The following is a 21182-nucleotide window of genomic DNA, read 5'->3' on the forward strand; positions in this document are numbered from 1 at the left end:
AAGCGCTCAAAGCAGGTATCGGATTCACGGAGTTAGCCAATGGGTTCGCCTCCTGTGAGGACTCTGTAGCTCTTCAAGCTCTCTGTAACCGTCTTGGTCCAAACCAGATCGAGGAGTTCTTCCACCGTTGGATGCAGGTCATCCCAATCCCACTCGACGATAGAGACCGTTTGGCCGGTTTCTGGTGGGAGTTGTCAATGCGTCAGATCGAGGTCTCTCGCACTATCGTCTTTGATGCACCTCGTCGAGCCCGGGCCTTCTTCGAGTCAACCGTGGCCGACAACATCGACATCGGCCGCCCAGATGAAGTCAAGCTAATCTTTGCTCGCCAGATCCGTAAGAACACCAACGCTGAGTTCGCAACCAGGATCGTAACACGGGGAACCGATGTCACCATCAACGCGTTCTACAAACACTCTCGTATCAAGGAATACCTCAAGGAGGGTCGTGCACTCCGTATTGAGACGGTGGTCAATAGCCCCACCGATCTTGGTGTGCAACGTCGCCTCCGCAACCTCGCCGAGTTGATCGACAAGGCTCGAGCCGCCAATCGTCGACTACTTGACATCCAACGTGCCGGTCAGGGCTGTGCCATCGAGACTGCTCTATGGGAGCGGATCTCACAGCCCTCGCTAGAGGAGGGCAGACGAACCGGAGCGATACGCTTCGGGGATAAACGCGTCATGGCCCTGGCCGGTGCGCTCTGCGTGGCGCTAAATACCGTCATCGGCTTCACCAACAAGAGCCTTCGTGCCTCGGTGTCCCAGCTGCTTGGTGGTCCCTATAGCGCCGCGCAGATGACCTATGACCTGCGTAAGCTGCGCCTCAAAGGTCTCATTACAAGGATTCCCCATACCAACAGCTATACGCTTACGCCAGAGGGAATCCGCTTTGCTATTACCTACACCAAGCTAGGTCAGCGTGTTCTGCCACCCCTTCTCGCAGCCAACCAGCAACCTGCTCCTATCGGGTTACAGCGCGCACTCAACACGATAGAGAACTATGTCGGCAACTATCTCGAACATGCAAAACTCAAAGCCGCTGCTTGAAAACTTGGCTCAAAATTAAAGACTGGGATACCAGAGGAGCCCTAGCTAACACTCGATTTACCCGCTTTATGACCGCAGTGGGACTTCGTGTAAATACATGCTGATGTGTTCAGTGGCGAGCGAACTTGTCTTCGGGAACATTATTATAAATCCAGGAGCTGAGGGGAGGGTGCTTGGTACCGACACTCAAGCCAATCGGCGACAGCTGGCTTCAGATAATCATACCCTGGGGATGCACTGCCGAAATAATGGCAGTGCGAACTACGCATGTGAATATCAATGGGGTTTGGTCTGATCAAGCAGCGTCTGTTCCTCGCGTCTTTGGGGCTTATAGTCGTGAATAAAAATATAGGTTTCACGTGAAGAGAGTTGGAAACCTGATGGAGGAACACCAGCGGCTGCATCCGTCCCGGTCGGCATCGCCCCCGCAAGTGTCAGCCGGGTACCCCATGAGCGAATACACCCCATATGTCGCCGCTAGAACGCATGACTACGAGAGCATCACGTATCTTGATGGCGTCGGCAACGAAGGATTCGTTCTCTCAGATCCGTCATCGGTGCTTCGGTCAAGTCTCGATGCTCGGCACGCGCTGGCCGACGTGCGATGCTGTTGCCCACCCTATTCAACGTCCGGGAGGAGACCTTGGTAATCGCTGCTCACGCGAATGTTCGTTTGTTGGTGCACAACGACAAAGAGACTCTTTTCTAGATGAGAGGCGATGATCGAGGGCGGAAGCGAGAGAATGGCCGTTGGGCCACGCTAAGGAATCGACGCTTTGTGATCTGGCTCGCGGGCCAGGGAGTATCGAACACTGGTTCGGCTCTCACAGTAGCGCTAGCCCCAATCATCGCTGTGGTCGTTCTTCACGCGCCGGCCAAGGAGGTAGGGCTTATCGTGGCGACATCCTTGGGATGCACCGCTGTAGCCCGGCCTGCGGCTGCGGTGTTCGCGGAAAGGTCCCGTAATAGGATCCGAGCCCTTTTTGTGATCAATATTGTGTCGGCTATTGTTATTGGACTGATCCCGGTGTTCTGGGTCTACGGATCCTTGTCGCTCCCCGTGTTTTGGATCGTCATCGCCGTCGATGGGCTAGCGGGCGGGGTGTTTGGTGCTTACTCGGCGCCGATGGTGGCTGACCTCGTCGATAAGGAGTCGTTACCGCAGGCGAGCGGACTCATGGGCAGCGCAGCGAATGTCGCTGGCGTCGCCGGCCCAACTCTTGGAGGAGTTATCCTCGCGATCGTGAGTGCACCACTTGCTTTAGTTGCCGATTCAGCTTCGTTCCTTGTCGGGGCCCTCAGTTGCCACTTGATCCGAGGCACCCGGGCTTCACACTCCCCGCCTAAGAGGCCTACAGATTCTGCGGCACAAGTGTCGAAGATCCCATTGATGAGGGCATTTGGTGCTCCCTTCAGAGTGAGCGGTGGTGCGGCTCTGTTGGGCATATTGCTTGCACTCACAGTTGTAAACGGACTCGCGCTTAGCGAGTTGACGGTACTCATGATCAGAGGTGCCGGCGTTCCGCCTGTCGTCGTCGCAGTCATCGCGGGTCTCGGAGCCGTCGGTGGAGTGTTGGCTGGGGTATCCGTGGAATGGATCGCACCGCGAGTTGGTAGTTATAGGGGTGCGCTCATAGGCGCCGCGCTGGCCTCGCTTGCGACAATGGCACTGGCTGTGGTCAAACCAGGCGGGTTTGCCGTGATCCCGTATGCCGCTTATGAGGTCATCGGGGCTGGTGGTAGTACGCTACTGATATCGCTTGCCTTCGCACAGGTGATTGGAGGTTTGGCACCCGCTGCAAGAGCTCGTGGGATCGCTGTCGCTGCGATGCTTCCCGAGGCTGGCCAGACTATTGGCGCGCTCATCGGTGGCATCCTCGTTGGAGTCTTAGGGCTAGCCCGCTTCTACGACATGGCCGCCGCGTTAGGTTTGGTGGTGGCGGTTCTGTCCGTGTGGCTGGCGAGACGGAAACCCTTTGAATGTGATGGAATGGCGAACGCTATGTAATCCACCTGAAGCGCGATAGGGTCGAGTGGAGATGAGACAAGCGCCCATAATCCAAAGGTGGCAGGTGTGGAGAGCCAAATCGTTGCAGAGGTCACGGGGTTGCGAGGAACCGACCTTTCACAAACGAAGTGGACCGGGCTCCTGGGGCTGTCCAATGCGCCGGTTGAAGGCAGTACCGCTTACGGCGGTTCGTGTCAGTCAGTCCATTGGAGGTGGTGACTAAATGAAATACATGGGCGCACCAAGTCAGCAAATTGCAAAGGTTATCGGAATTACAGTGTTGACCGCGATGTTGCTTGCAGCATGCAGTTCAAACGCTTCATCAGCGAAGGTGACGAATTCCTCTAAAGCAGAACCTTCACGAACGCAGGCCATTGCATCTCGTAAAGTCTTGGAGCCAGCTTGGCGCCTCCTAGACAAGGAAGTAGCGGTATCCGTAAATGGTGGCCTCGCATGGACCACGAAGGCCTTGCCACCCGGAATCCAAGTAGAAGGAACTTCAGTAGCAGTCACTGAACAAGGTTCGATTTTAGCAATGGACAGTTCAGGGAGCAACCTTGAGATCTTTCGTGCGTCCAACGCCAACTCGCCATGGACGCATGAATCCTTGCCCATTCGATGGCCGGCTGGAGTAGCGCTTGGACCAACTTATGTCTCGAACCTAGTCAACGTAGAGGATAACTATGGTACTGACGCGACCTCAATCTCGGTGAACGAAGGTGGTGCCCAAACTGGTAACGTCACCGCACTGTTCGTCTCCGATGACGGAGGAAGGACCTTTGCTCAGCTGGACCTACCAACCAACTATGGTACCTATCAAGCTGCCATGCTGTCTTCCAGCGCCGGAGTCATCACGGGTGGCAATAGTTATCAGGGTGTTTGGTTTAGGTCTAATAGAGGAAAGAACTGGGAGCCAGCCTCAATACCGGGATTTGCTCCAAGTCCGTACAGCACCGTTGGTACACCGGTTGCATTTGGCACCCAGATCTATGTCCCTATCGCACTCGGAGTGGGTGCGAACGCAAAGACCACTTTGTACGAGAGCACCGATGGCGGTGCGTCTTTCAAGGCTCTCACCACACAGAATCACGTCGGCAGCCTGATCGTAGCCGCCAATGGTCCAGATATCTGGCTCTTCAATGCTACACATGAAATAGTGGAGTCGTCCAATGACGGATTATCATGGACGACGGTTTCTTCTCCGACGCTCGCCAAGGAGGTAGCCTCCGTCGAATTGGCCTCACCAAGCAAGGCCGTAGTCACGACAATCAACTATGGCTGTACAGGATTCAAGACCGGCTGCTACTACAACACCTACCAGCAGGCCACTACCAATAGTGGAAAGACCTGGACTGAGAACGCCTTGAGCCCCACATTCAATGACTGAGCGGAAGATATCTCAATGCACCACCAACGATGAAGATAGCGCAAATCCCTGGAGATGTGCATCGTCGCTCCGCGAATCACGTCGGATCTAGCACTGTCCGGGACCAAGATGGCTAGGTAAGTCGATCGAGCCATTGTTACGCTTACGCGAATGATTGGCGCAACTGCAATGGGGCCAAATGGGCCGATTGTTTTCAGATGTCTGCCTAAAACGGCGAACGCTATGTGATTCACCTGAAGCGCGAGAGGGTCGAGTGGGGATGCGACAAGCACCCATAATTCCAAAGTGGCAGATCACAAGAACTGCATCCTTACGAAGGTCACGGAGTCGCAGTCAGCTCTCTCCTCAAATAGACGCTCCGCCCTACCGCCATATCTCGAATCCTACTCACTTCCACCATCTACGGGTTCAACATATCTGCTTCGATTGTCTACTCGCGCCTTTTTATCATATGTCGCTTTCCTTCTTGCTGTCGACACCTACGGCGCGTTAATAAAGGCCGCGGTGTACTTGAGCGGGAGATCTCCTTGACTGGAACGACTATAGGGTGCACCGACGAGATGGCTCGCCTCACTCCAGGTGAGAAACGGGGAGAACGCTACTGCAGTGCATGACGAAAAGGGAGCTCCAGTTGGATCAATCAGCGACTTTGACGTCCCTGCTTTAGCGGGCATGTGAACCTGTACCGGGGACTCATTTCCCAGTGAGACGGCAATACTACCTCCGACGGGTGTTGAAATACAAGCGGGATCTCCTGGTTGCTGATTGACACCGACGGTACCGAAAAGGATGTCTACTGCCGTACCACCTGGTGCGAGGGTGATGGGAGCAGGGCTGAGAGGGATCGCAAATGACGGTATCGCGGGAGCTTTAGGGGTCCCGTAAGCTAAGAAGTCGCTCGATCCCTTTTCCCCCGCCGGACCGGGTAGCAGCGGCACCGTCGCTGGGGTGCCGTCGGCATTTGCCAGATAAACAGAGGAAGGGTACACCGGCAGCGAACATGCCTGTCCTGACCTATTGATGAGATTGAAGCCGCTCATCTGGTTGTCCAGTGCCGGCCAGCTGGTCCAGTAATGCGTCTCAAGCTGCGTCGACGTACAAAGTGGAGAGCTTACCACCGCACTTCTAGTCGCGCCTCCGCGCTGAGATGGCTCCCACGGTGGACCCCCCGTGTTCTTCGAGGTCGGTATTGACTTGAGTGGAGCTAGGCGCGGCGCAGATCTCCTCGTCAGTGCGAAGCTCCCAGCTGCAGCAAAGATCAAGGCAAGAGATACAACTACCATGATAAGTTTCCTGTGTGTTATGCGCATCACGCCCTCCCACGTCGGGGTTATGAGTTATCATTGATAATGACCCCGCTAACATCGACATCTTAATCATCATCACGACACGTGTTAAGTGGTGCGAGAAACTTTGTGAATAAGTTCAGCACATCAGTTTCCTCTTTCGCCGGTTCCGTGATCCAAGCGACGATCGGTAGCGCAAGCGACGTGGTGGTTGTGTACGCCAACCGCTCTAGGTGTGCGACATAGGCCTTAAGCAAGACGACACCACGTAGTTTTACGGACACGGTCCTCTCGTCAGTAATGGACTTCGGTGGCCATGTTGGAGTGGTAAGCCCCTTGCGATCCACGTGAAGTGCAAGAGGATCGTGCGGAGATGAGACAAGCGCTCATAACCAAAGGTTTCACATTTTGGGAGCCCTATCGTTGCAAAGGTCGCGGGACTCAAGGGGACACACGTCTCGTTGGGAACACAGCCACCTTGAGGGGTTGTTGGGTTCTTCTGCAAGTTCATAGGGTTAAAACATGCCTTGACCTGGTGGGCCCGGTGGGATTCGAACCCAGGACCAAGGTATATCAAGTGTTCACAAAGTGTCCGAGCTGGTAGTCATAGTATCCGAGTACGTCCCATTTTTGCAGCTCATTCAAGTCTTTTGGCAAGGGCGGTGAGACAGGCTCGGACTGGGTCGGACGTTCTCGAACACAATTGCTGGGCGAAAAGTTGGGTGAAGCGGACGTGGAGATCCTCCTAAGCATTGGTTGACCGCGTTGATCCCAAACACTATCCACGTGTCCTCCGGCCTCAATAGATCACCTGACCATCACTGTCGTGCTTTCGAACAGCCAGTTGTGTTAGCTACACAGACTTCCATCCGACGCCAATTGCCAGTACGAGTCAGTTCGACCAGGTTCAAGCACGCTTACACGGTAACGGCTTTCGGTTCCGCCGAGTTCTAACATTACCTGAAACTCGAGACAGCATCGGGTCCCCCCAGGTAGAGCGAGATAACCTATCGAATCCTCCCGCCTATCGAGACAAACTATACTCCCAGCGTTAACACCTATTTCAATACCCGAAGAGAGTTCTCGCAGAAGCTATCAAAGGGGGTAATCAATGAAGCTTGCAACCAATTATCCGAGCCCAGGGGCAATTGGTAGCGTTTACCGGGAGCAGTGCTGCGCTTGAGTCACCGGCAACTGTGGCTTCTAGCCCAAATAGCGAGTCGTCTTCGTTTCGGATCGGGAAGTACCTGGTGACTCCTACCCCACCCTCAGCTAATTTTGACTCACTTACTACAAGCAGTACAGTCATACGTGCGAATGGATTCCCCGATGGGTCAGCTTGCACTCCTCCGGGTTGGCTTTTTGGGGCGGTCTCACATACGAAATGGGTATACCCACGGTTCACTCCCTGATAAAACCACCAGCCAGCGTCACCGTCACATCAAAGCGCCAGCTCAACAAGTGAACTGTATTCTTCGCGCCGGGCCGGGAACCAAGACTACAACGGGGGTCAGTTCAATTCGATCGTTGCGAAGTGGAACGGGTGTGAGGAGCCATCCAGTATCACCACCTTGGTCGTTTGCGCCGGAACGATCGCAGCAGATCAATAACACCGAAGGAGCTGCTCAACCTCATTGCCAAGAGGCGAGATCACAGCCATTATCGACGATTTGGGCATTCACAGCTATCAGCGCTAGTTAGCTACAATCGCCTCGATACGAACTGTCCCAAACGCTCTGGTCAGCGGACGTTGGAAGGGGCACCATACAACCCGAATGTCGGGAGATTCAAAGAAAGTGTGGAACATTCCGACACGATATTTCAACGAGTAATACCAGTTTCGCCAACAGCCCACCAATGCAATTACAAGGCTCCACCCGCGATGGGAGATACTTTACTTGGCAGATCGGCGAGCCTTAACCGCTCCAGTGTGGCCTGGAAACTACGCGAGGTTGGCATGGCATTCTACAGCTGGCCGGACCGCCGAGATCGCTACCAGTATCCGTGCTATAGTGACACTATGGATACACGCACGACAACCATCCGACTTCCAGCCCCGACCGCCGAGGCGCTTGAAGTAGTCGCCAAAGCTGACAACCAGTCGGTCTCCGAGGCTGTTCGGCAAGCAGTTCTCGAACACATCCGGACACGCCGAGCTGACCCGGAGTTCCAGAAGAGCCTGGACCATCTGCTCGATTCGCAACGAGAAGTGTTCGAAAGGCTCGCCGATCTTTGATCAAATACTTAGGCCTGGGCGGCTACCTAGCGATCGCCGAGTTGATCCTCGGCATCAACGGCGAGTTGCTGGCCAACGGCGTTGGGATCGGCTTAGCAGACTGAGTCCTTGCGGCACCTCAGGCATCCTTCGACGGTATAGAGTTCTGTCCGGAGCTCGAGCGGAAGGCAGCCGTGCTGCTCGAGCACTTGGTTAAGAACCATCCGTGCCCGACGGCAACAAGCGCACGGCCCACGCCACGACGTGGATGTTCATCACGATCAATGGCAGTACGTGAACCCTGGAGGATCCCAATGAGATCGTACCGATGATCATTCGTGTTGCGTCTGGTGAGATCAGCACTGAGGAGCTCGCTGAGTGGATCTCCTCAAACATCAAGCAATGACTCTTGCAATCCGAATTGAATCGTAAGGTCATTCGTCCTTGCTGGACTGGAGGTTGAAGGATATGATGGAGGTTGAAGTTCTTCTTCGAGCTGAAATATATAGTTCCATGGGAAGCCTTCACCCTCTATTGCTCCGGCCATGGGGGTACTGACGCGACTGGGACATGACAGGGCTGGAACTCAGACACCTGGGGCCAGCTGACGCTAGGGATAAGTGAGGACGATCGGTGAACACGAAGCGACTTCTACAACCACAAATCCTGATTGCAATCCTTCTTTCGCTGATTCTGGTGGGCGTCGTGCTCTTTGCGAATATGTCATCTGATGGACCCAACACGGGCGTCCTCTCTGTCGAAGCGATCGGTATCGTTATAACCCAGAAAGGGACGTGTGCAGAAATTGCCTCCAATCCTTTGGGCTCTGGAGTGGTTTGTACTCATGGAGTCGTTCTTGGCAGGAAGGGAGAATGCGTTACCTTTGGGCACAATAACTTTACTCCGAGGTTTACCGATCCAAAGCAAGCCCATATGTCACTCTGCAAGAGTCACGGGCTTCATGCGTCGTCTTAGTAACATCCAATGCTAGCACTCGAGAAGCTGACTCATAGCGCAACTGAAGGGAGCCCCCTAGGTCTCAGTATCAGTGAGTTCTTCAAACCGCATCAGCAGCACCTAGTCCATCCTCGAAGGTCGTCCAGTCGTGCCCGGTTGCACTATTGGATCCAACAGTTCGTATGGCTTGGTTCGACGCTGCCGGAAATCAGAGCAGACTAGTAGGGAGTGAGTATCTGAGGGTAAACGTCGCGGTAAAACTCGGACGACGCGGTGGGCGAACTCCAAACGCTCACCGACACGATCCCCTTTGCCATGTTGTTCGTCTACTTGAATCCACAGCATATGCTCTCGTACTGGTGGGCCCGGTGGGATTCGAACCCACGACCAAGGGATTATGAGGTGTTCACAAAGTGTCCGAGTTGGTAGTCATAGTGTCCGAGTACGTCCCATTTTTGCAGCTCATTCAAGTCCTTTGGCAAGGGTAATGAGACAGGCTCGGACTGGGTGGGACGTTCTCGGACACAATTGTTGGGTGAAAAGTTGGGTGAAGCGGACGTGGAGATCCCCCTATGCATTGGTTGACCGAGTTGATCCCACTGTTCCTACCCGAATACTACCGACGTGTTCTTCGGTATCGATAAAACACCTGACCATCGCTGTCCTGCTTTCGAACAGCCAAACGCCAGAACGGGTCAGTTCTTCTAGGCTAAAGTGAGGCGATGACCGAGCAACGGCCCCCCCGGTTTCACCAAGTGTGAAGGTTACCTTAGAGCCGAGGCCGCGTCGGATCCCCAGGTAGAGCAGCGTAATCCACTATGTCTTTTCACATATCCAGACAAACTGTACTCCCAGTGTTAACATCTATCGCAACAGCAGACGACACTTCTCATAGGAGCGATTAGGGGGTCATCAATGAAGTTTGCAACCATTATCCGGGGGGCTATTGGTAGCGTTCGCGGGGAGCAGTGCTGCGCTCGCGTCACCGGCGACCGTGGCTTATAGCTCGAATCCTGAGCCATCCTCGTTCCAGGTCGGGAAAGTTCTGGTAACCCCCACCCCACCCTCAGCTAACTTTGACCCACTCACTGCGAGCAATGCAGCTCTTCGTGCCAACGGCTTTCCCGAGAGGCCCGCTGGTACTCCTCCGGGTTGGTTCATCGGGGCGGTCTCGCATACGAAATGGGTATACCCGCGGTTCACTCCCCGATATAATCACCAGCCAGCGTCACCGTCACATCAAAGCGCTAGCTCAACAAGTGAATCCAATTCTTCCAACTGGGCCGGGAACCGGGCAGGGAACGGAAGCCAATTCAATTAGATCGTCGCGAAGTGGAACGTTCCATCAGTCGGGAGCCCTGCGGGCACGAATGCATACTCCTCCATCTGGCCAGGGATAGGATCGGGAAAGGCGAGTTCGAACCAGCTCCTACAAGCAGGCAGTGAGCAGGACATTAGCTGGCAGTATGTCCTTCATTATGGATGGGAGGCGACTACTTCCTACTACCTTTGGTGGGAGGCGTATCCGTTCAATGCCCAGCAACAGGTCAACATCGCAGTGAGTCCAGGACAGACCATCTTCGTCAACGTTGCCTACTACGGCTCCTCGACGGCGCACTACTACATCAAGAACGAATCAACGGGAGTTGCCACCAGTTTCGATGCCTCCTTCAGTGGTGGTTTCACCGGCTTGAATGCCGAATGGATCGTAGAGCGTACCCAAGTGGGCAACAACTATCCGCCGCTAGCCGACTTTAACAACACGACCTTCAGCGACGCCAACGCGGAACAGGGAAGCACCTGGAATGGTGTTGGAAACTGGAGCCATAATTACCTGGACATGTATGACTGGCACAACGACGATTCCGAAGTTACCGACGCCTATCCTGGACCGATAAGCTCTGGGAATACCTTCACTCTCTATTGGTCCAACTACGGGGATACTGACGCAGTAAACACATGACTCGACTAGAGATCAGGCACCTGCTGCAAGTTAACGCTAGGGATTGTCAAGGGATGAGTGAGGACGATCGGTGAACATGAAGCGACTTCTACAACCACAAGTCTTGATCGCTATCCTTCTTTTGCTGCTTCTGGTGGGCGTCGTGATCTTTGCGAATAGGTCATCTGATAGGCCCAACACTGGCACATTCACAGTTGAAGCGATCGGGATCGTTGTGAACCAGAAAGGGACATGTGCAGAGGTTGGCCAGCCTAGTCCTTTTCTAAGAACCATAAATCGCCCTGGAGTGGTCTGCACCCATGGAGTTGTTCTTGGCAGGAAGGGAGAATGCGTGACCTTTGGGGAAAATAACTTTACTCCGAGGTTTACCATTCCTGAGCCCGCCAAAATGTCGCTCTGTAAAAGCCACGGGCTTCACATGCCATCCTAAATCGGGAAGCTAATTCATAGCGCAACTGAACGAAGCTGCTTGTCGAAAACGCTGATCTCCGTTGCGCCGCATTACTTGCGATTCAGCAAGCTCAGCATACCGTATCAGTTACACCTGCTGCATTCGCGAAGGTCGTCGTGAACCGCCCCGGACATCTTTGGAGGGCCGATTCGGTGGCTGCCGCGCCTGGGCAAGGTACGACAGCACGCATTCGGTCGGTCGGTAGATGGTATCGATCGGAAGTCGAGGAGTGCCGAATCAGCTGTGACAGGCTATCTGGATTCAGGGGCATCGATCCATCGCACGACGACTAGGACAGATATGGGTTGGCAACGTGGTCGACCCTACACTCTTGAAGTAGTAGAGAAAGTTGTAACACTCCGTGCGAGCAGGACGTTTTGGACGGGCATGGTGCTGTACAAACACCATACCAACGGTTGGGCATGAAAACACAGATAGGCCGAAAGAGACGACCATGTCCGTCACGGAAGCCCCTGGCGGTATGGATCATGCGTTGCTTGCAGGTCATGCGGGTTGCGGCGATGGCCAAAGGACTCGCTGCAACCCTCGTTGATAACTCTCTTCGCGGACGCTGTGTTGATCAAACCGCTGAGCCCCTCGACATCGGCGGTGTAGTGGAGTTCCTCGGGGCATTGCTCGACGATTGCGATGGATAGCGGGTCAGAGGGCATCGGGTAGGGTTACACCGCTTACCCGGTCGATAGCAAACCAGCCCTCAGGGTGAAGGGACTGTTCTCGTTGCGTTCGATCAGGTTTTCCGGTGGAGTGTGGATTCATCGGTAACTGTCTTGCCCACTGCGACCTAATGGCAACCGATGGAGCTCAAGCGGTGAACCGAGGGAATCGAGTTTCGCCTAGTGAGGATGAGCGGCGATCATGTTGGGGGTTATGCGTTCGACCGCTTATAAGGCAAGCGCAGAAGGCACCTTTCCAGTTTCCATTATCAGAGTTGGTGGTCGGTGGCGTGTCTCTCAAGAGGCGCTTCGTCGGCTCTTGGACGTGGGCAGAGGGGTCAGCAGCCAGCGGGCACTATGTCGCTAACGGCGAATACACGGACCGCGGTCAGTGTCGGTCCCCGGGCAGTAGAACTAGCTCAGTCGGAGCCCATAGCCTGTCCGGCGTGTGGTTCTTTGAGATCAACATCGTTCCCAGTTCCCTTACCGAGCAGTCGACCAATATGTTCAGCTGCTCGTCTATCCTCTTCTGGCACCGAGTCGGTGTAGTGACGAGCCATGACCGCATTCGTCCACCCGAGTCGCGACTGTTTCTGCTTCTCTGAGATCACGGCGTCGAGCGCAGTCGCCTGGAAGTGACGCAGAGAATGCAGGTGGATGTCGTCCCCAACACCCGCCAGCGTTCTTGTCCTCGTGAAAGCGTGGGAAATAGAGTCAGGATGTGGCGGTGTCAAGCCATCCGGCCCAAAAGAGAAAACAACGGCATCGACATCGAGCGTCATATCCGCCGACTGAGCTAAGTTCTCTTGAATCTTGCGCAGTCTAAGAAGTTCATCTAAGGTTCCCTCGTCGATCGCAACGCTTCGTATGCTCGCTCTTGTCTTTGGCGACTTCACGGTTGCGCTCCCCTTATTCGATACAATCGACTCATCGATGCGAATGGTACCGAGTATGAGATCACAATCGTTCCAGCGAATCGCACAGGCCTCGCCCCTACGCATGCCGGTGGCAACGATGATGCGAAGAATACAACTGATGCGTGGATCCAGGCTTTGGGCCCCAACAAGCAACCTCTGCACCTCATCAAGTGAAGGAGCCCTCACTGGCGTGTGAGACTCAATCGACCAACTCGGCAGCTCTGAGTCTGCAATCGGGTTGGGCAAAGCTCCACCGCTCCACTTTCGAGCCAATCGGCACGCCCGACCCAAGACGGATCGAACCTGGCGAACCGTGGCTTCAGCCAGCCCTTTGTCCTTTAACCCACGTAGGTACTTCTCGACGTCATAGGATGACAACGAGGAGATACGCCTTCGACCAATCGAGTCTTTGATCTGGACCTTCCATAAACTCTCGTACCTACGTGTCGTGGATGGGGAGAGATCTGCCCAGCCATTGTCGCGCCAAGCAATGATTGCGTCGTTGATGGTGGTCGTCGAGTTCCACCGCAACTCGGTCTCAACGATTGGTGCTGGCTTTGCCTCCTGCTCAGACACCAGCCGGGCAAGCTCTCGTTCGGCCTGACGTTTTGTACCGCGGAAGCGAACGTAGCGATGCTTGACCTTTCCCAGGCTGTCTCGACCCACGAACACACGCAGTTCCAAGGTGCCCGGTTGGGCCACCAGCCGCATGCTTCCTGCCATCGATTCCTCTAACTTCAAACCCCTTGTTGGGTTTTCTGTTGGGTTTTAGTTTAGCGGGAAAGTAGACATACGCTCTGAACTGGTGGGCCGCCAGGGTCTCGAACCCTGCACCTTGGGATTAAAAGTCCCCTGCTCTACCGGATGAGCTAGCGGCCCAGAGGCGCCCACGCTAGCGCGGGCGCTCGACAGTATCAATTACTTCTTGGTCTCCCAAAAGATGTCACTGATTTGTCCGATGCTGGCGAGCAGCTGATCGGCTATCGCTACGTCATTAGCCCGCTTTACCTGGCTAGTGAGCTTCTTGGCGTTCCAGAACACCTCATGTAGTTGTGGATACTTTTCAAGGTGGGCGGGCTGAAAATACTGATACCACAACACGTCGAGGTGGTGATTTACTTCAGCCGCACGCTCTTCCTTGATCAAGGTTGCACGGTCTCGGAAGTATTGATCGTCGGAGGCATTGTACTTTTCCACGATCGCTTTGATGGATTCGGCCTCGATTCTTGCCTGTGCGGGATCGTAAACACCGCAAGGCAAGTCACAATGCGCCGAAGCCTGGGCTGGAGCGCGTAGTGTGTCTACCAACGTGAGCACTTTTGTTAGGAACATAAGCTGTCCTTTCTCTTTGTTATTGGACACCAGTAGCTTACCAGGGCTGGGAGTGTTCGATCGAACCTTGAGCGCTACTCGACGTTCTGCGAGGGCGGGGCGTTCTTGCCACTTGCCGACCCCCGTTGTATTTTTAGCAGCGACCTTAGCAGCGACGTGGTTGTTTTTCCAGCGATATGAAGTGGTGGGAGATTCCATGGAACCTACACTCTTGGCCGGTGACAGATTACTGGTCGCTAAATGGCGTGGCATTCCCGTCAGGCAGATCATCGTTTTGCGTGATCCTCGGTCGAGCGATGACATAGTAAAGAGACTGTTACGTCGGTCGCGATCTTCTGTTTGGGTGGAGGGCGATAACCCTTCGCGCTCCACTGACAGTCGTCAGCTGGGCTGGTTCCCCAGGAAAGGCGTTGTTGGCTGGGCTGTCTATCGTTATTACCCTCCGGATAGGGTAGGAAGCTTGGTAGGTGAGTAGAGTGTGGATATTGACAAAGGGGTGAGCATGGCGGACCTTCGGGTTCAAATCAACGAGTGGCTGGAAGAAGTCGATGAGCTAGTCATTGGCGAAGCTCCTATTGAGTCTCTCAAGACGTTGCGTGATTCTGGCCGCCGGCTCGAAAATTCCGTTTCCTATGCTAGAAGAGTGCTCCAAACGAGGCTCGATATTGCTACTGATCTTCATGCGGCTGGAGCGGAATCTATTGTCTCGGTAGTTACGCCGCATTCGAATCCGGCTCCGCTTGCCGAGCGCCACGTAGAGGTGGAAATCCCGGAAGATGACATGGTAAGTGCCGAAGCGTATCTCCGCTTGCTGGTTGGTGGAGATCGGACCCATTCGTTGGATTTGCTTGACGATTCCCAGCTCGCTAGCTACCAGGCGCGGTTGCAGGAAGGTGAGAGAACAATTTCTGGGTTGAGGAGACAGCTGCATCAGCGTTTGGATAGCCTGGGCAGTGAATTGGTGCGACGCTACCAGCAACACTCCGTGAGTGGTGCGTAGCCTGCCTTCGTCTGGCATTCTCGGAACAACTTCGTCACTCCTGCGGTTAAGCTAGCTATGCTAGCTAGGTTCGGCAGGGGTGTTATAACTTGAGACTTGCTGTGATTAGCTACCATGCCTCACCTGTGGCGGTGCCCGGGTCCGGGGTTAACGGTGGCATGAATGTTTACGTTAGGGCACTCACGACCCATCTCGCTCGTGCTGGGGTGGAGTGTGATATATTTTCTGCGAGCCTCAATACTACTCGGGTGGAGTCTACGCGACTCGAATCAGGGCTCTGGTTGCATTCGTTGCCGGTACAGAAACACACTGGAGTCGAAACCACCCCGGACTATACCGGCATACCAGAGTTTGCGGATCGCGTGGTTGAACACATGCTGCGCTCTCCGATTCGTTACGATGCTGTGCACGCAAACTACTGGCTTTCAGGGGTTGCGGCGCATCGTGTTAAGCACGATCTTGACATCCCTATGATTACCACTTTTCATACGCTGGAAAAGGCCAAGCATTCACTTGGCGCTCTGATCGATAACAGATCGAGTTTGCGAATTCATCAAGAGGCCCGGATTCTGGGTTGTTCCGATGCCGTATTGGCGTCCGGCGATGACGAAGCCAAGTGGCTTCTCGACCTCTACCAGGCTCCCGAGGAGAAGGTAGTGCAGTTGCCCCTTGGCATCGATCGAGCCTTTTTCTCGCCTGGGCCGCCGGGTCCTGCTCGTGAAGCGATTGGGTTCGATGATGGGATCCCTATTGTCCTCTACGTCGGCCGCATCCAATCGCTCAAGGGTACGGCGCTGGCGGTCGAGACGCTCGCACATTTGCTTGCTCGACGGAGTGCTCGACTGATCATTGTTGGTGGACCATCGGGTCTGGATGGAGAACGAGAGTTCAAGCGTGTCTCCGAACTTGTGAGCAGCCATGGCTTGGACGAATTGGTTACCGTGGTCGATCCGATGTCGCACGAGCTATTGTCGACCTATTACCGTGCGGCTGATGTCGTAATTGTGCCTTCTGTGAGTGAGTCATTTGGCCTGGTAGCCCTGGAGGCGATGGGGTGTGGAACGCCAGTAGTCGCTACTGATGCCGGTGGACTGCGGACCGTGGTTGACGCAGGACGCTCAGGTATTTTGGTGAAAGACCGGCAGGCATCGGCATTTGCCCAGGCCATTGACTCGTTGCTAGCTAACCCCGTCCAGTATCGCGCAATGTCGCAGCGGGCGGCGAGTCGTGCGGAATCATTCACATGGGCGGCGAGTGCGCAACGATTGATAAGCGTTGTGGATCGAATTGTCGCACAGGATGTTCTAGTCAACTGCATGAGTTGTGCTTGAATCTACCTTCAGGCTCCCACTGAGGAAGGCTACTGGCGATAGCTCGGCTGGGTTTGATGAGTGAGTAACGAGGAGTAGGTATGTATGATTTGCTGGTGGTCGGCGGGGGTGCCATGGGGGGCGCCTTGGCAGTTGGTATGGGGGGTGCTGAAGGCGGTCCACGCTCGATTGCTATTCTCGATCATACACCAGCAAAGGCGCAGGCTATAGCCTCGATGTTGCCCGCTGGAGCGGCAGTCAACACGCTTGAGCCAGCCGAGGTTTATTTGCTTGCCGTAAAGCCGCACCACATGAGGGGTGTGTTATCCAGTCTCCCAGTCGGAGCCAAGGCGATATCGGTTGCTGCGGGAGTGCGACTTGAACAGCTTAAGTCTTGGGCACCTTCTGGATGTGAAGTCGTTCGTGCCATGCCTAATACGGCCTGCGAGATAGCAGCTGGGGTGACGGCTATCTGCGGTGATGAGAACGATGGAGCCTTGATTGCGCGTGCCAAGGAGCTCTTTCAGCTCGTTGGCGAGGTTTTTGTGATTGCCGAGAACCAGTTTGATGTAGTGAGTGCGCTTTCTGGTAGTGGACCTGCTTATGTCTTCCTGCTCATTGAGGCGATGCAGGAGGCCGGAATAACTCTTGGAATACCAGCATCTGTCTCGCTCGATCTGGCACGTGCCACGATCCGAGGAGCAGGTATGTTGGCTGATTCGAAGCGGGTTGATCCTCGATCTTTGAGGTTGGCGGTCACGTCTCCTGGTGGAATGACCGCCGCTGCGATAGCTGTTTTTGAAGAGTTGGGATTGCGTCATCAGACGCTCGCTGCCGTAAAAGCGGCGGCCCAGCGCGCGCAAGTGCTCTCAGCACATGCTGATGAGTAGAGGGCCGTTTTTGATGATTGCTGAGTATGGCTCCGTTTTGGCATTTCGGCTTGGAGAACGCGACGGGATACACTTAACTGGTCAAGGTTTATGTTTTTGTTGCGGTGGTAGTGCATGTCTGTCATACTTTTAAGTGTTAATGAGGCTGATGTCGGTGTCGAGTTTGATCGGTTTGCGCTCACTCGACCTGATGAGGAGGGGCTTCGCTCTGCTCTTCGAGGTCTAATCGAAGATGGCTCCATCGAAGAGGCATTGCTGCTATGCACCTGTGCGCGTACTGAGCTCTATGTCATGGCAGGTCAGTTTCATTCAACAGTCGACGAGGTGGCGTCAGTCCTCGCGCGAGCATTGCAGCTTCCTGTAACAGAAGTTCAGCCGGTTACCCGTGTAATGTACGGAAGGGCCGCAGTCCGGCACCTTTTGAGAGTGACGGGAGGGTTGGAGTCCACGATTGTTGGCGAGAGTGAAATTTTGTCGCAGGTAAAACAGGCATTAATGGCTGCTCGTGATAGCAAAATTGTTTCGGGCTCCCTTGGCAGATATTTTGAACGTGCACTGGAAGTGGGGAAACGTATACGCAATGAGACGCTAATTGGCTCTGGAAATGTTTCGGTCACGTCTGCTGCTGCATTGCTCGCGATGTCTCTGGAGAGTGATCTCCCAGGATTTTCCCCTCGAGTCGGTGTGGTGGGGTCGGGGGCGATCGGATCTGAAGTAGCACGAGTTCTGGTTGATAGAGGTGCCACGGTTACGGTCATGTCCTCGTCACCGGAGCGCCGCGAGCTCCTGCTTCGAGAGCTGGTAGGTGTTGCAGTTGCTCCAACAAGCGACTTGTCGAGTCAGCTTGCTTCACTCGATACCCTGGTCATGGCTGGTTCCTCTGACAGGATGTCTCTTGATGCCTCGATGCTTGAAGGATACTCTGGGTTACGCATCATAGATCTTTGCAGACCACGAACGATCGATCGAGGCATGGCCGAGCTTGCCGGTGTGGTACTTCTAGATCTCGACGATGTGAATAAGTTCGTGTCCGATCAGCTTGCGGAACGCATGGAAGCAGTCGATGCTGTTGAGCTTATTATCGAATCTGAATTGGCAGACTTCGGTGAGTTGGCGTGGTTGCAGGACATGAATCCAGTGCTCCGAAGTTTGTATGAAGAGGCTGAACAGGTGCGAGTTAGCGAGCTCAGTCGGTCATTGAAAAGGTTGGGTTCCAGCGACCCAAGGGTCGCCCAAGAACTCGAGCTTCTAACTCATAGGATAGTGAATAAGTTGCTTCATCACCCTGCTTCCTCCCTGAGAGAACGAGCTGGAGCAGAGGGTTTTGCGGAGTTTCTAGAAGACTTCAAGACGATCTTCCGATTGTGATTGTACCTCCAAAATGTCCGATTCTGTAAGAATAGCTACTCGTGGTTCGGAGTTAGCTCTGTGGCAAGCAAACCTCGTTGCCGCGCTCCTACCCACACCAACGGAGATCGTCATAGTTGAGACAGAGGGCGATCGGTCAGCTGATCGCAACCTCGCCGAGATTGGCGGTCAAGGAGTATTTGTTAAAGAGGTACAACAGAAGTTGCTGGATAGTCAGGTGAGGTTGGCGGTCCACTCTGCAAAGGATCTTCCTAGTGCTATCGTTGGGGGACTCGAGGTCGCTGCTTGGCTCGCACGCGCGGATCCTCGTGACGTGATTGTCGGCTCCCTGCTAAAGGATCTCCCTCGTGGTGCTCACGTGGGAACATCTTCTACCCGGCGAGCGGCTCAATTGCTAGCGCTGCGTCCGGATGTCGAGATTGAGATACTTCGAGGCAATATTCGTACGAGACTCAAAAAAGGACAGCGGATGGATGCCATTTTTGTGGCAGCTGCTGCACTCGAACGATTAGATCTCCACCCACCTGTGATGGAGATCCTAGAGCCGGAGGTTATGCTGCCTCAAGTTGGTCAGGGAGCTATTGCGGTGGAGTGCCGTTCGGACGATTTCGAGATGCTCGGACTCCTAGCGTCGATCAATGATCGCGACACTCAGCAGGAGATACTTGCAGAGCGGAGTTTTCTCCAGGTGTTTGGGACTGGATGCAGTCTTCCGATTGGTGGGTTTGCGAGAGCAGGTGAAGACGGACTAATGCTCTATGGCATGGTGGCCAAGAGTGACGGAACAAGAGTTCTGCGGGCGGCCCAAAGTGGGGATGAGCCGATCGAGCTTGGCCGCTCGCTGGCGAAGAATTTGATAGAGCGTGGAGCGCTTGAGCTTCTCTCCGTAGCGGAACCTGCGGAGTAGAACTTGGTCGCGCGAGTAGCACTGGTAGGGGCGGGACCTGGAGATCCAGGTCTGATCACCGTTAGAGGCTTGGAACTGTTGCGGAAGGCTGATGTCGTCGTAACAGATTTTTTAGTTGATGTCCGACTTAAACAGCTGATCCCAAAGCACGTTGAGATAGTCGATGTAGGGAAGCGACCCGGGAAGACCTCATTTTCGCAAGATGCAATCAATCGAGAACTTATCCGTTTGAGCCGGTCGCATGAGCTTGTCGTTCGCCTCAAAGGCGGAGATCCGTTTCTCTTTGGACGAGGGGGTGAAGAGGTTGATGCGTTACTTGGAGCTGATATTGCGGTGGAAGTCGTCCCCGGCATCACGTCTGCCTTAGCGGGTCCAATGTTTGCTGGTGTGCCCGTAACGCACCGAGGTCTTGCAGATGGCTATATCGTCATCACCGGTCACCGGCACGCTGATGCGCCACTCGACTACGACTGGTCAGCCTTGGTCAATTCTGGGCTCACCATCGTCGTTTTGATGGGCGTTGCACATCGAGGCGTCATTGCTAAGGCGCTGGTGGACGCGGGTATGGATACCGCAACCTCTGTCACCGCGATCGAATCTGTCACCTGGGCTCAGGAACGTTGTCTCCGGACGACCGTCGGTCAGTTGGCGGATATAGAGATTGCGTCTCCGGCGGTTATCGTTATCGGCAAGACAGCAGGTGTTGACCTGGGTTGGCGTCGATCGCTTCCATTGGCCGGTTGGAGTATCCACCTCCTCAGGCCCTTCGATGTTGGTGACGAGCTTGCAGTTGGATTACGTGACTTTGGAGCAACGGTCGTTCAGGCGCCTGCGATCGAGATTCGTGATCCGTCTGACGGAGGGCTAGCTTTGAAAGCCGCACTGCGGGAGATCGATGCTTACGATTGGCTTGTGTTTACCTCAAAGAATGGTGTTGAGCGGACACTGAATGAGATTGCTGATCTGAGGACGTTGGCTGGAACCAAGATAGCCTGTATCGGTTCTGGGACCAGGTCAGCGTTAGAACGTCATCGAGTTGGCTGTGATCTCATGCCTACAGAGTTTGTTGGGGAATCATTGGTGGCGAGCTTTCCTGAAGGAAGTGGCAGAGTGTTATTCCCTCGAGCTCGTGTAGCCCGGGAAGTCGTGCCGGAAGGACTGACTGCCAAAGGCTGGTCTGTGGACGTTGTTGAGGCCTATCAGGTCCATATCCCAGAGCCGATGATGACGCCGGACCTTGCTGCGGCATTGGATGTGACCGTCTTCACTGCTGCCTCAACCGTGGATGGTTATCGTGCCCAATATCCAGAGGTGAAGCCGAAGCGGGCCGTAGCTATTGGACCGGTGACGGCGGATCGTCTGCGAGGCGTTGGCATCGATCAGATTCATGTCGCACAAGAATATTCGGTGCAAGGTTTGACGGAGTTGCTTTCCTGGCTCGCCTCCTCGCCAGCTGATTCGTAGTTGG

Annotated in this window: 18 protein-coding genes, 1 tRNA gene and 1 pseudogene; 14 read left to right on the forward strand and 6 right to left on the reverse strand. The window is 54.6% G+C overall.

Translation table 11 applies throughout. The annotated features are described in order from the left end of the window. Positions 1–1049 (forward strand): annotated as a pseudogene (locus tag FEAC_RS15425) (hypothetical protein); the annotation flags it as partial. Positions 1050–1325: 276 nt separating this feature from the next. On the opposite strand, the gene FEAC_RS15040 reads toward FEAC_RS15425, so the two are convergent. Continuing rightward, positions 1326–1517, reverse strand: coding sequence for a hypothetical protein (locus tag FEAC_RS15040; RefSeq protein WP_152623026.1), 192 nt, complete (start codon positions 1515–1517; stop codon positions 1326–1328). Positions 1518–1758: 241 nt separating this feature from the next. On the opposite strand from FEAC_RS15040, the gene FEAC_RS01875 reads away from it, so the two are divergent. Beyond that, complete coding sequence (locus FEAC_RS01875) at positions 1759–3057, forward strand: MFS transporter (RefSeq protein ID WP_035391951.1); 1299 nt, start codon at positions 1759–1761, stop codon at positions 3055–3057. A 223-nt stretch (positions 3058–3280) separates the two neighbouring features. Beyond that, positions 3281–4444 carry a beta propeller repeat protein gene (locus FEAC_RS01880; protein WP_152623027.1) on the forward strand — a complete coding sequence of 388 codons (1164 nt, stop codon included), beginning with the start codon at positions 3281–3283 and terminating at the stop codon, positions 4442–4444. Positions 4445–4923: 479 nt separating this feature from the next. Here the strand turns inward: FEAC_RS01880 and FEAC_RS01885 are convergent, their stop codons facing one another. Continuing rightward, complete coding sequence (locus FEAC_RS01885) at positions 4924–5754, reverse strand: DUF4232 domain-containing protein (RefSeq protein WP_152623028.1); 831 nt, start codon at positions 5752–5754, stop codon at positions 4924–4926. Between the two features lie 1858 nt (positions 5755–7612). On the opposite strand from FEAC_RS01885, the gene FEAC_RS01895 reads away from it, so the two are divergent. After that, complete coding sequence (locus FEAC_RS01895; protein ID WP_035391961.1) at positions 7613–7966, forward strand: DUF6290 family protein; 354 nt, start codon at positions 7613–7615, stop codon at positions 7964–7966. A 1935-nt stretch (positions 7967–9901) separates the two neighbouring features. Here FEAC_RS01895 and FEAC_RS15430 read toward each other — a convergent pair. Beyond that, the gene (locus FEAC_RS15430; protein ID WP_156099273.1) at positions 9902–10063 is read right to left on the reverse strand and encodes a hypothetical protein; all 162 of its coding nucleotides are present in this window, start codon (positions 10061–10063) and stop codon (positions 9902–9904) included. A gap of 160 nt (positions 10064–10223) precedes the next feature. Here FEAC_RS15430 and FEAC_RS14435 point away from each other — a divergent pair, with 160 nt between their 5' ends. From FEAC_RS14435 to FEAC_RS16240, 3 genes are all read left to right on the forward strand, one after another. Continuing rightward, positions 10224–10865, forward strand: coding sequence for a G1 family glutamic endopeptidase (locus FEAC_RS14435; protein WP_082055611.1), 642 nt, complete (start codon positions 10224–10226; stop codon positions 10863–10865). Positions 10866–11804: 939 nt separating this feature from the next. After that, entirely contained in the window at positions 11805–11972 is a 168-nt protein-coding gene (locus FEAC_RS15435) for a hypothetical protein (RefSeq protein ID WP_160290308.1), read from the forward strand. 220 nt (positions 11973–12192) lie between these two features. Then, on the forward strand, positions 12193–12357 hold the full coding sequence (locus FEAC_RS16240) for a helix-turn-helix domain-containing protein (protein WP_152623029.1): 165 nt from the start codon (positions 12193–12195) through the stop codon (positions 12355–12357). A 52-nt stretch (positions 12358–12409) separates the two neighbouring features. On the opposite strand, the gene FEAC_RS01920 is transcribed toward FEAC_RS16240, so the two are convergent. The 3 genes from FEAC_RS01920 to sodN form a co-directional block, all read right to left on the reverse strand. Beyond that, positions 12410–13630 (reverse strand): tyrosine-type recombinase/integrase, encoded by a 1221-nt coding sequence (locus FEAC_RS01920; RefSeq protein ID WP_052565258.1) that lies wholly within the window; start codon positions 13628–13630, stop codon positions 12410–12412. Between the two features lie 80 nt (positions 13631–13710). Further along, positions 13711–13786, reverse strand: a tRNA-Lys gene (locus FEAC_RS01925). 39 nt (positions 13787–13825) lie between these two features. Then, positions 13826–14239 (reverse strand): superoxide dismutase, Ni, encoded by a 414-nt coding sequence (gene sodN, locus FEAC_RS16245; protein WP_052565365.1) that lies wholly within the window; start codon positions 14237–14239, stop codon positions 13826–13828. A 184-nt stretch (positions 14240–14423) separates the two neighbouring features. Between sodN and FEAC_RS16250 the strand changes: the two genes are divergently transcribed. The 7 genes from FEAC_RS16250 (at position 14424) to cobA (ending at position 21178) form a co-directional block, all read left to right on the forward strand. Further along, positions 14424–14714 carry a S26 family signal peptidase gene (locus FEAC_RS16250; protein ID WP_369128193.1) on the forward strand — a complete coding sequence of 97 codons (291 nt, stop codon included), beginning with the start codon at positions 14424–14426 and terminating at the stop codon, positions 14712–14714. Between the two features lie 3 nt (positions 14715–14717). Beyond that, positions 14718–15239, forward strand: coding sequence for an RsiG family protein (locus FEAC_RS01935; protein WP_152623030.1), 522 nt, complete (start codon positions 14718–14720; stop codon positions 15237–15239). 101 nt (positions 15240–15340) lie between these two features. Then, entirely contained in the window at positions 15341–16570 is a 1230-nt protein-coding gene (locus FEAC_RS01940; RefSeq protein WP_035389092.1) for a glycosyltransferase, read from the forward strand. A gap of 80 nt (positions 16571–16650) precedes the next feature. Continuing rightward, the gene (gene proC, locus FEAC_RS01945) at positions 16651–17439 is read left to right on the forward strand and encodes a pyrroline-5-carboxylate reductase (protein WP_052565260.1); all 789 of its coding nucleotides are present in this window, start codon (positions 16651–16653) and stop codon (positions 17437–17439) included. A 114-nt stretch (positions 17440–17553) separates the two neighbouring features. Then, the gene (gene hemA / locus FEAC_RS01950) at positions 17554–18807 is read left to right on the forward strand and encodes a glutamyl-tRNA reductase (RefSeq protein ID WP_035389091.1); all 1254 of its coding nucleotides are present in this window, start codon (positions 17554–17556) and stop codon (positions 18805–18807) included. Positions 18808–18820: 13 nt separating this feature from the next. Beyond that, positions 18821–19714: a hydroxymethylbilane synthase gene (gene hemC, locus FEAC_RS01955; RefSeq protein ID WP_035389090.1), complete on the forward strand. Its 894-nt coding sequence runs from the start codon at positions 18821–18823 to the stop codon at positions 19712–19714. Between the two features lie 3 nt (positions 19715–19717). Beyond that, entirely contained in the window at positions 19718–21178 is a 1461-nt protein-coding gene (gene cobA / locus FEAC_RS01960; protein WP_052565262.1) for a uroporphyrinogen-III C-methyltransferase, read from the forward strand. Positions 21179–21182 lie beyond the last annotated feature (4 nt).

It is taken from the genome of Ferrimicrobium acidiphilum DSM 19497, assembly GCF_000949255.1.
GTDB classification, from domain to species: Bacteria; Actinomycetota; Acidimicrobiia; order Acidimicrobiales; family Acidimicrobiaceae; genus Ferrimicrobium; species Ferrimicrobium acidiphilum.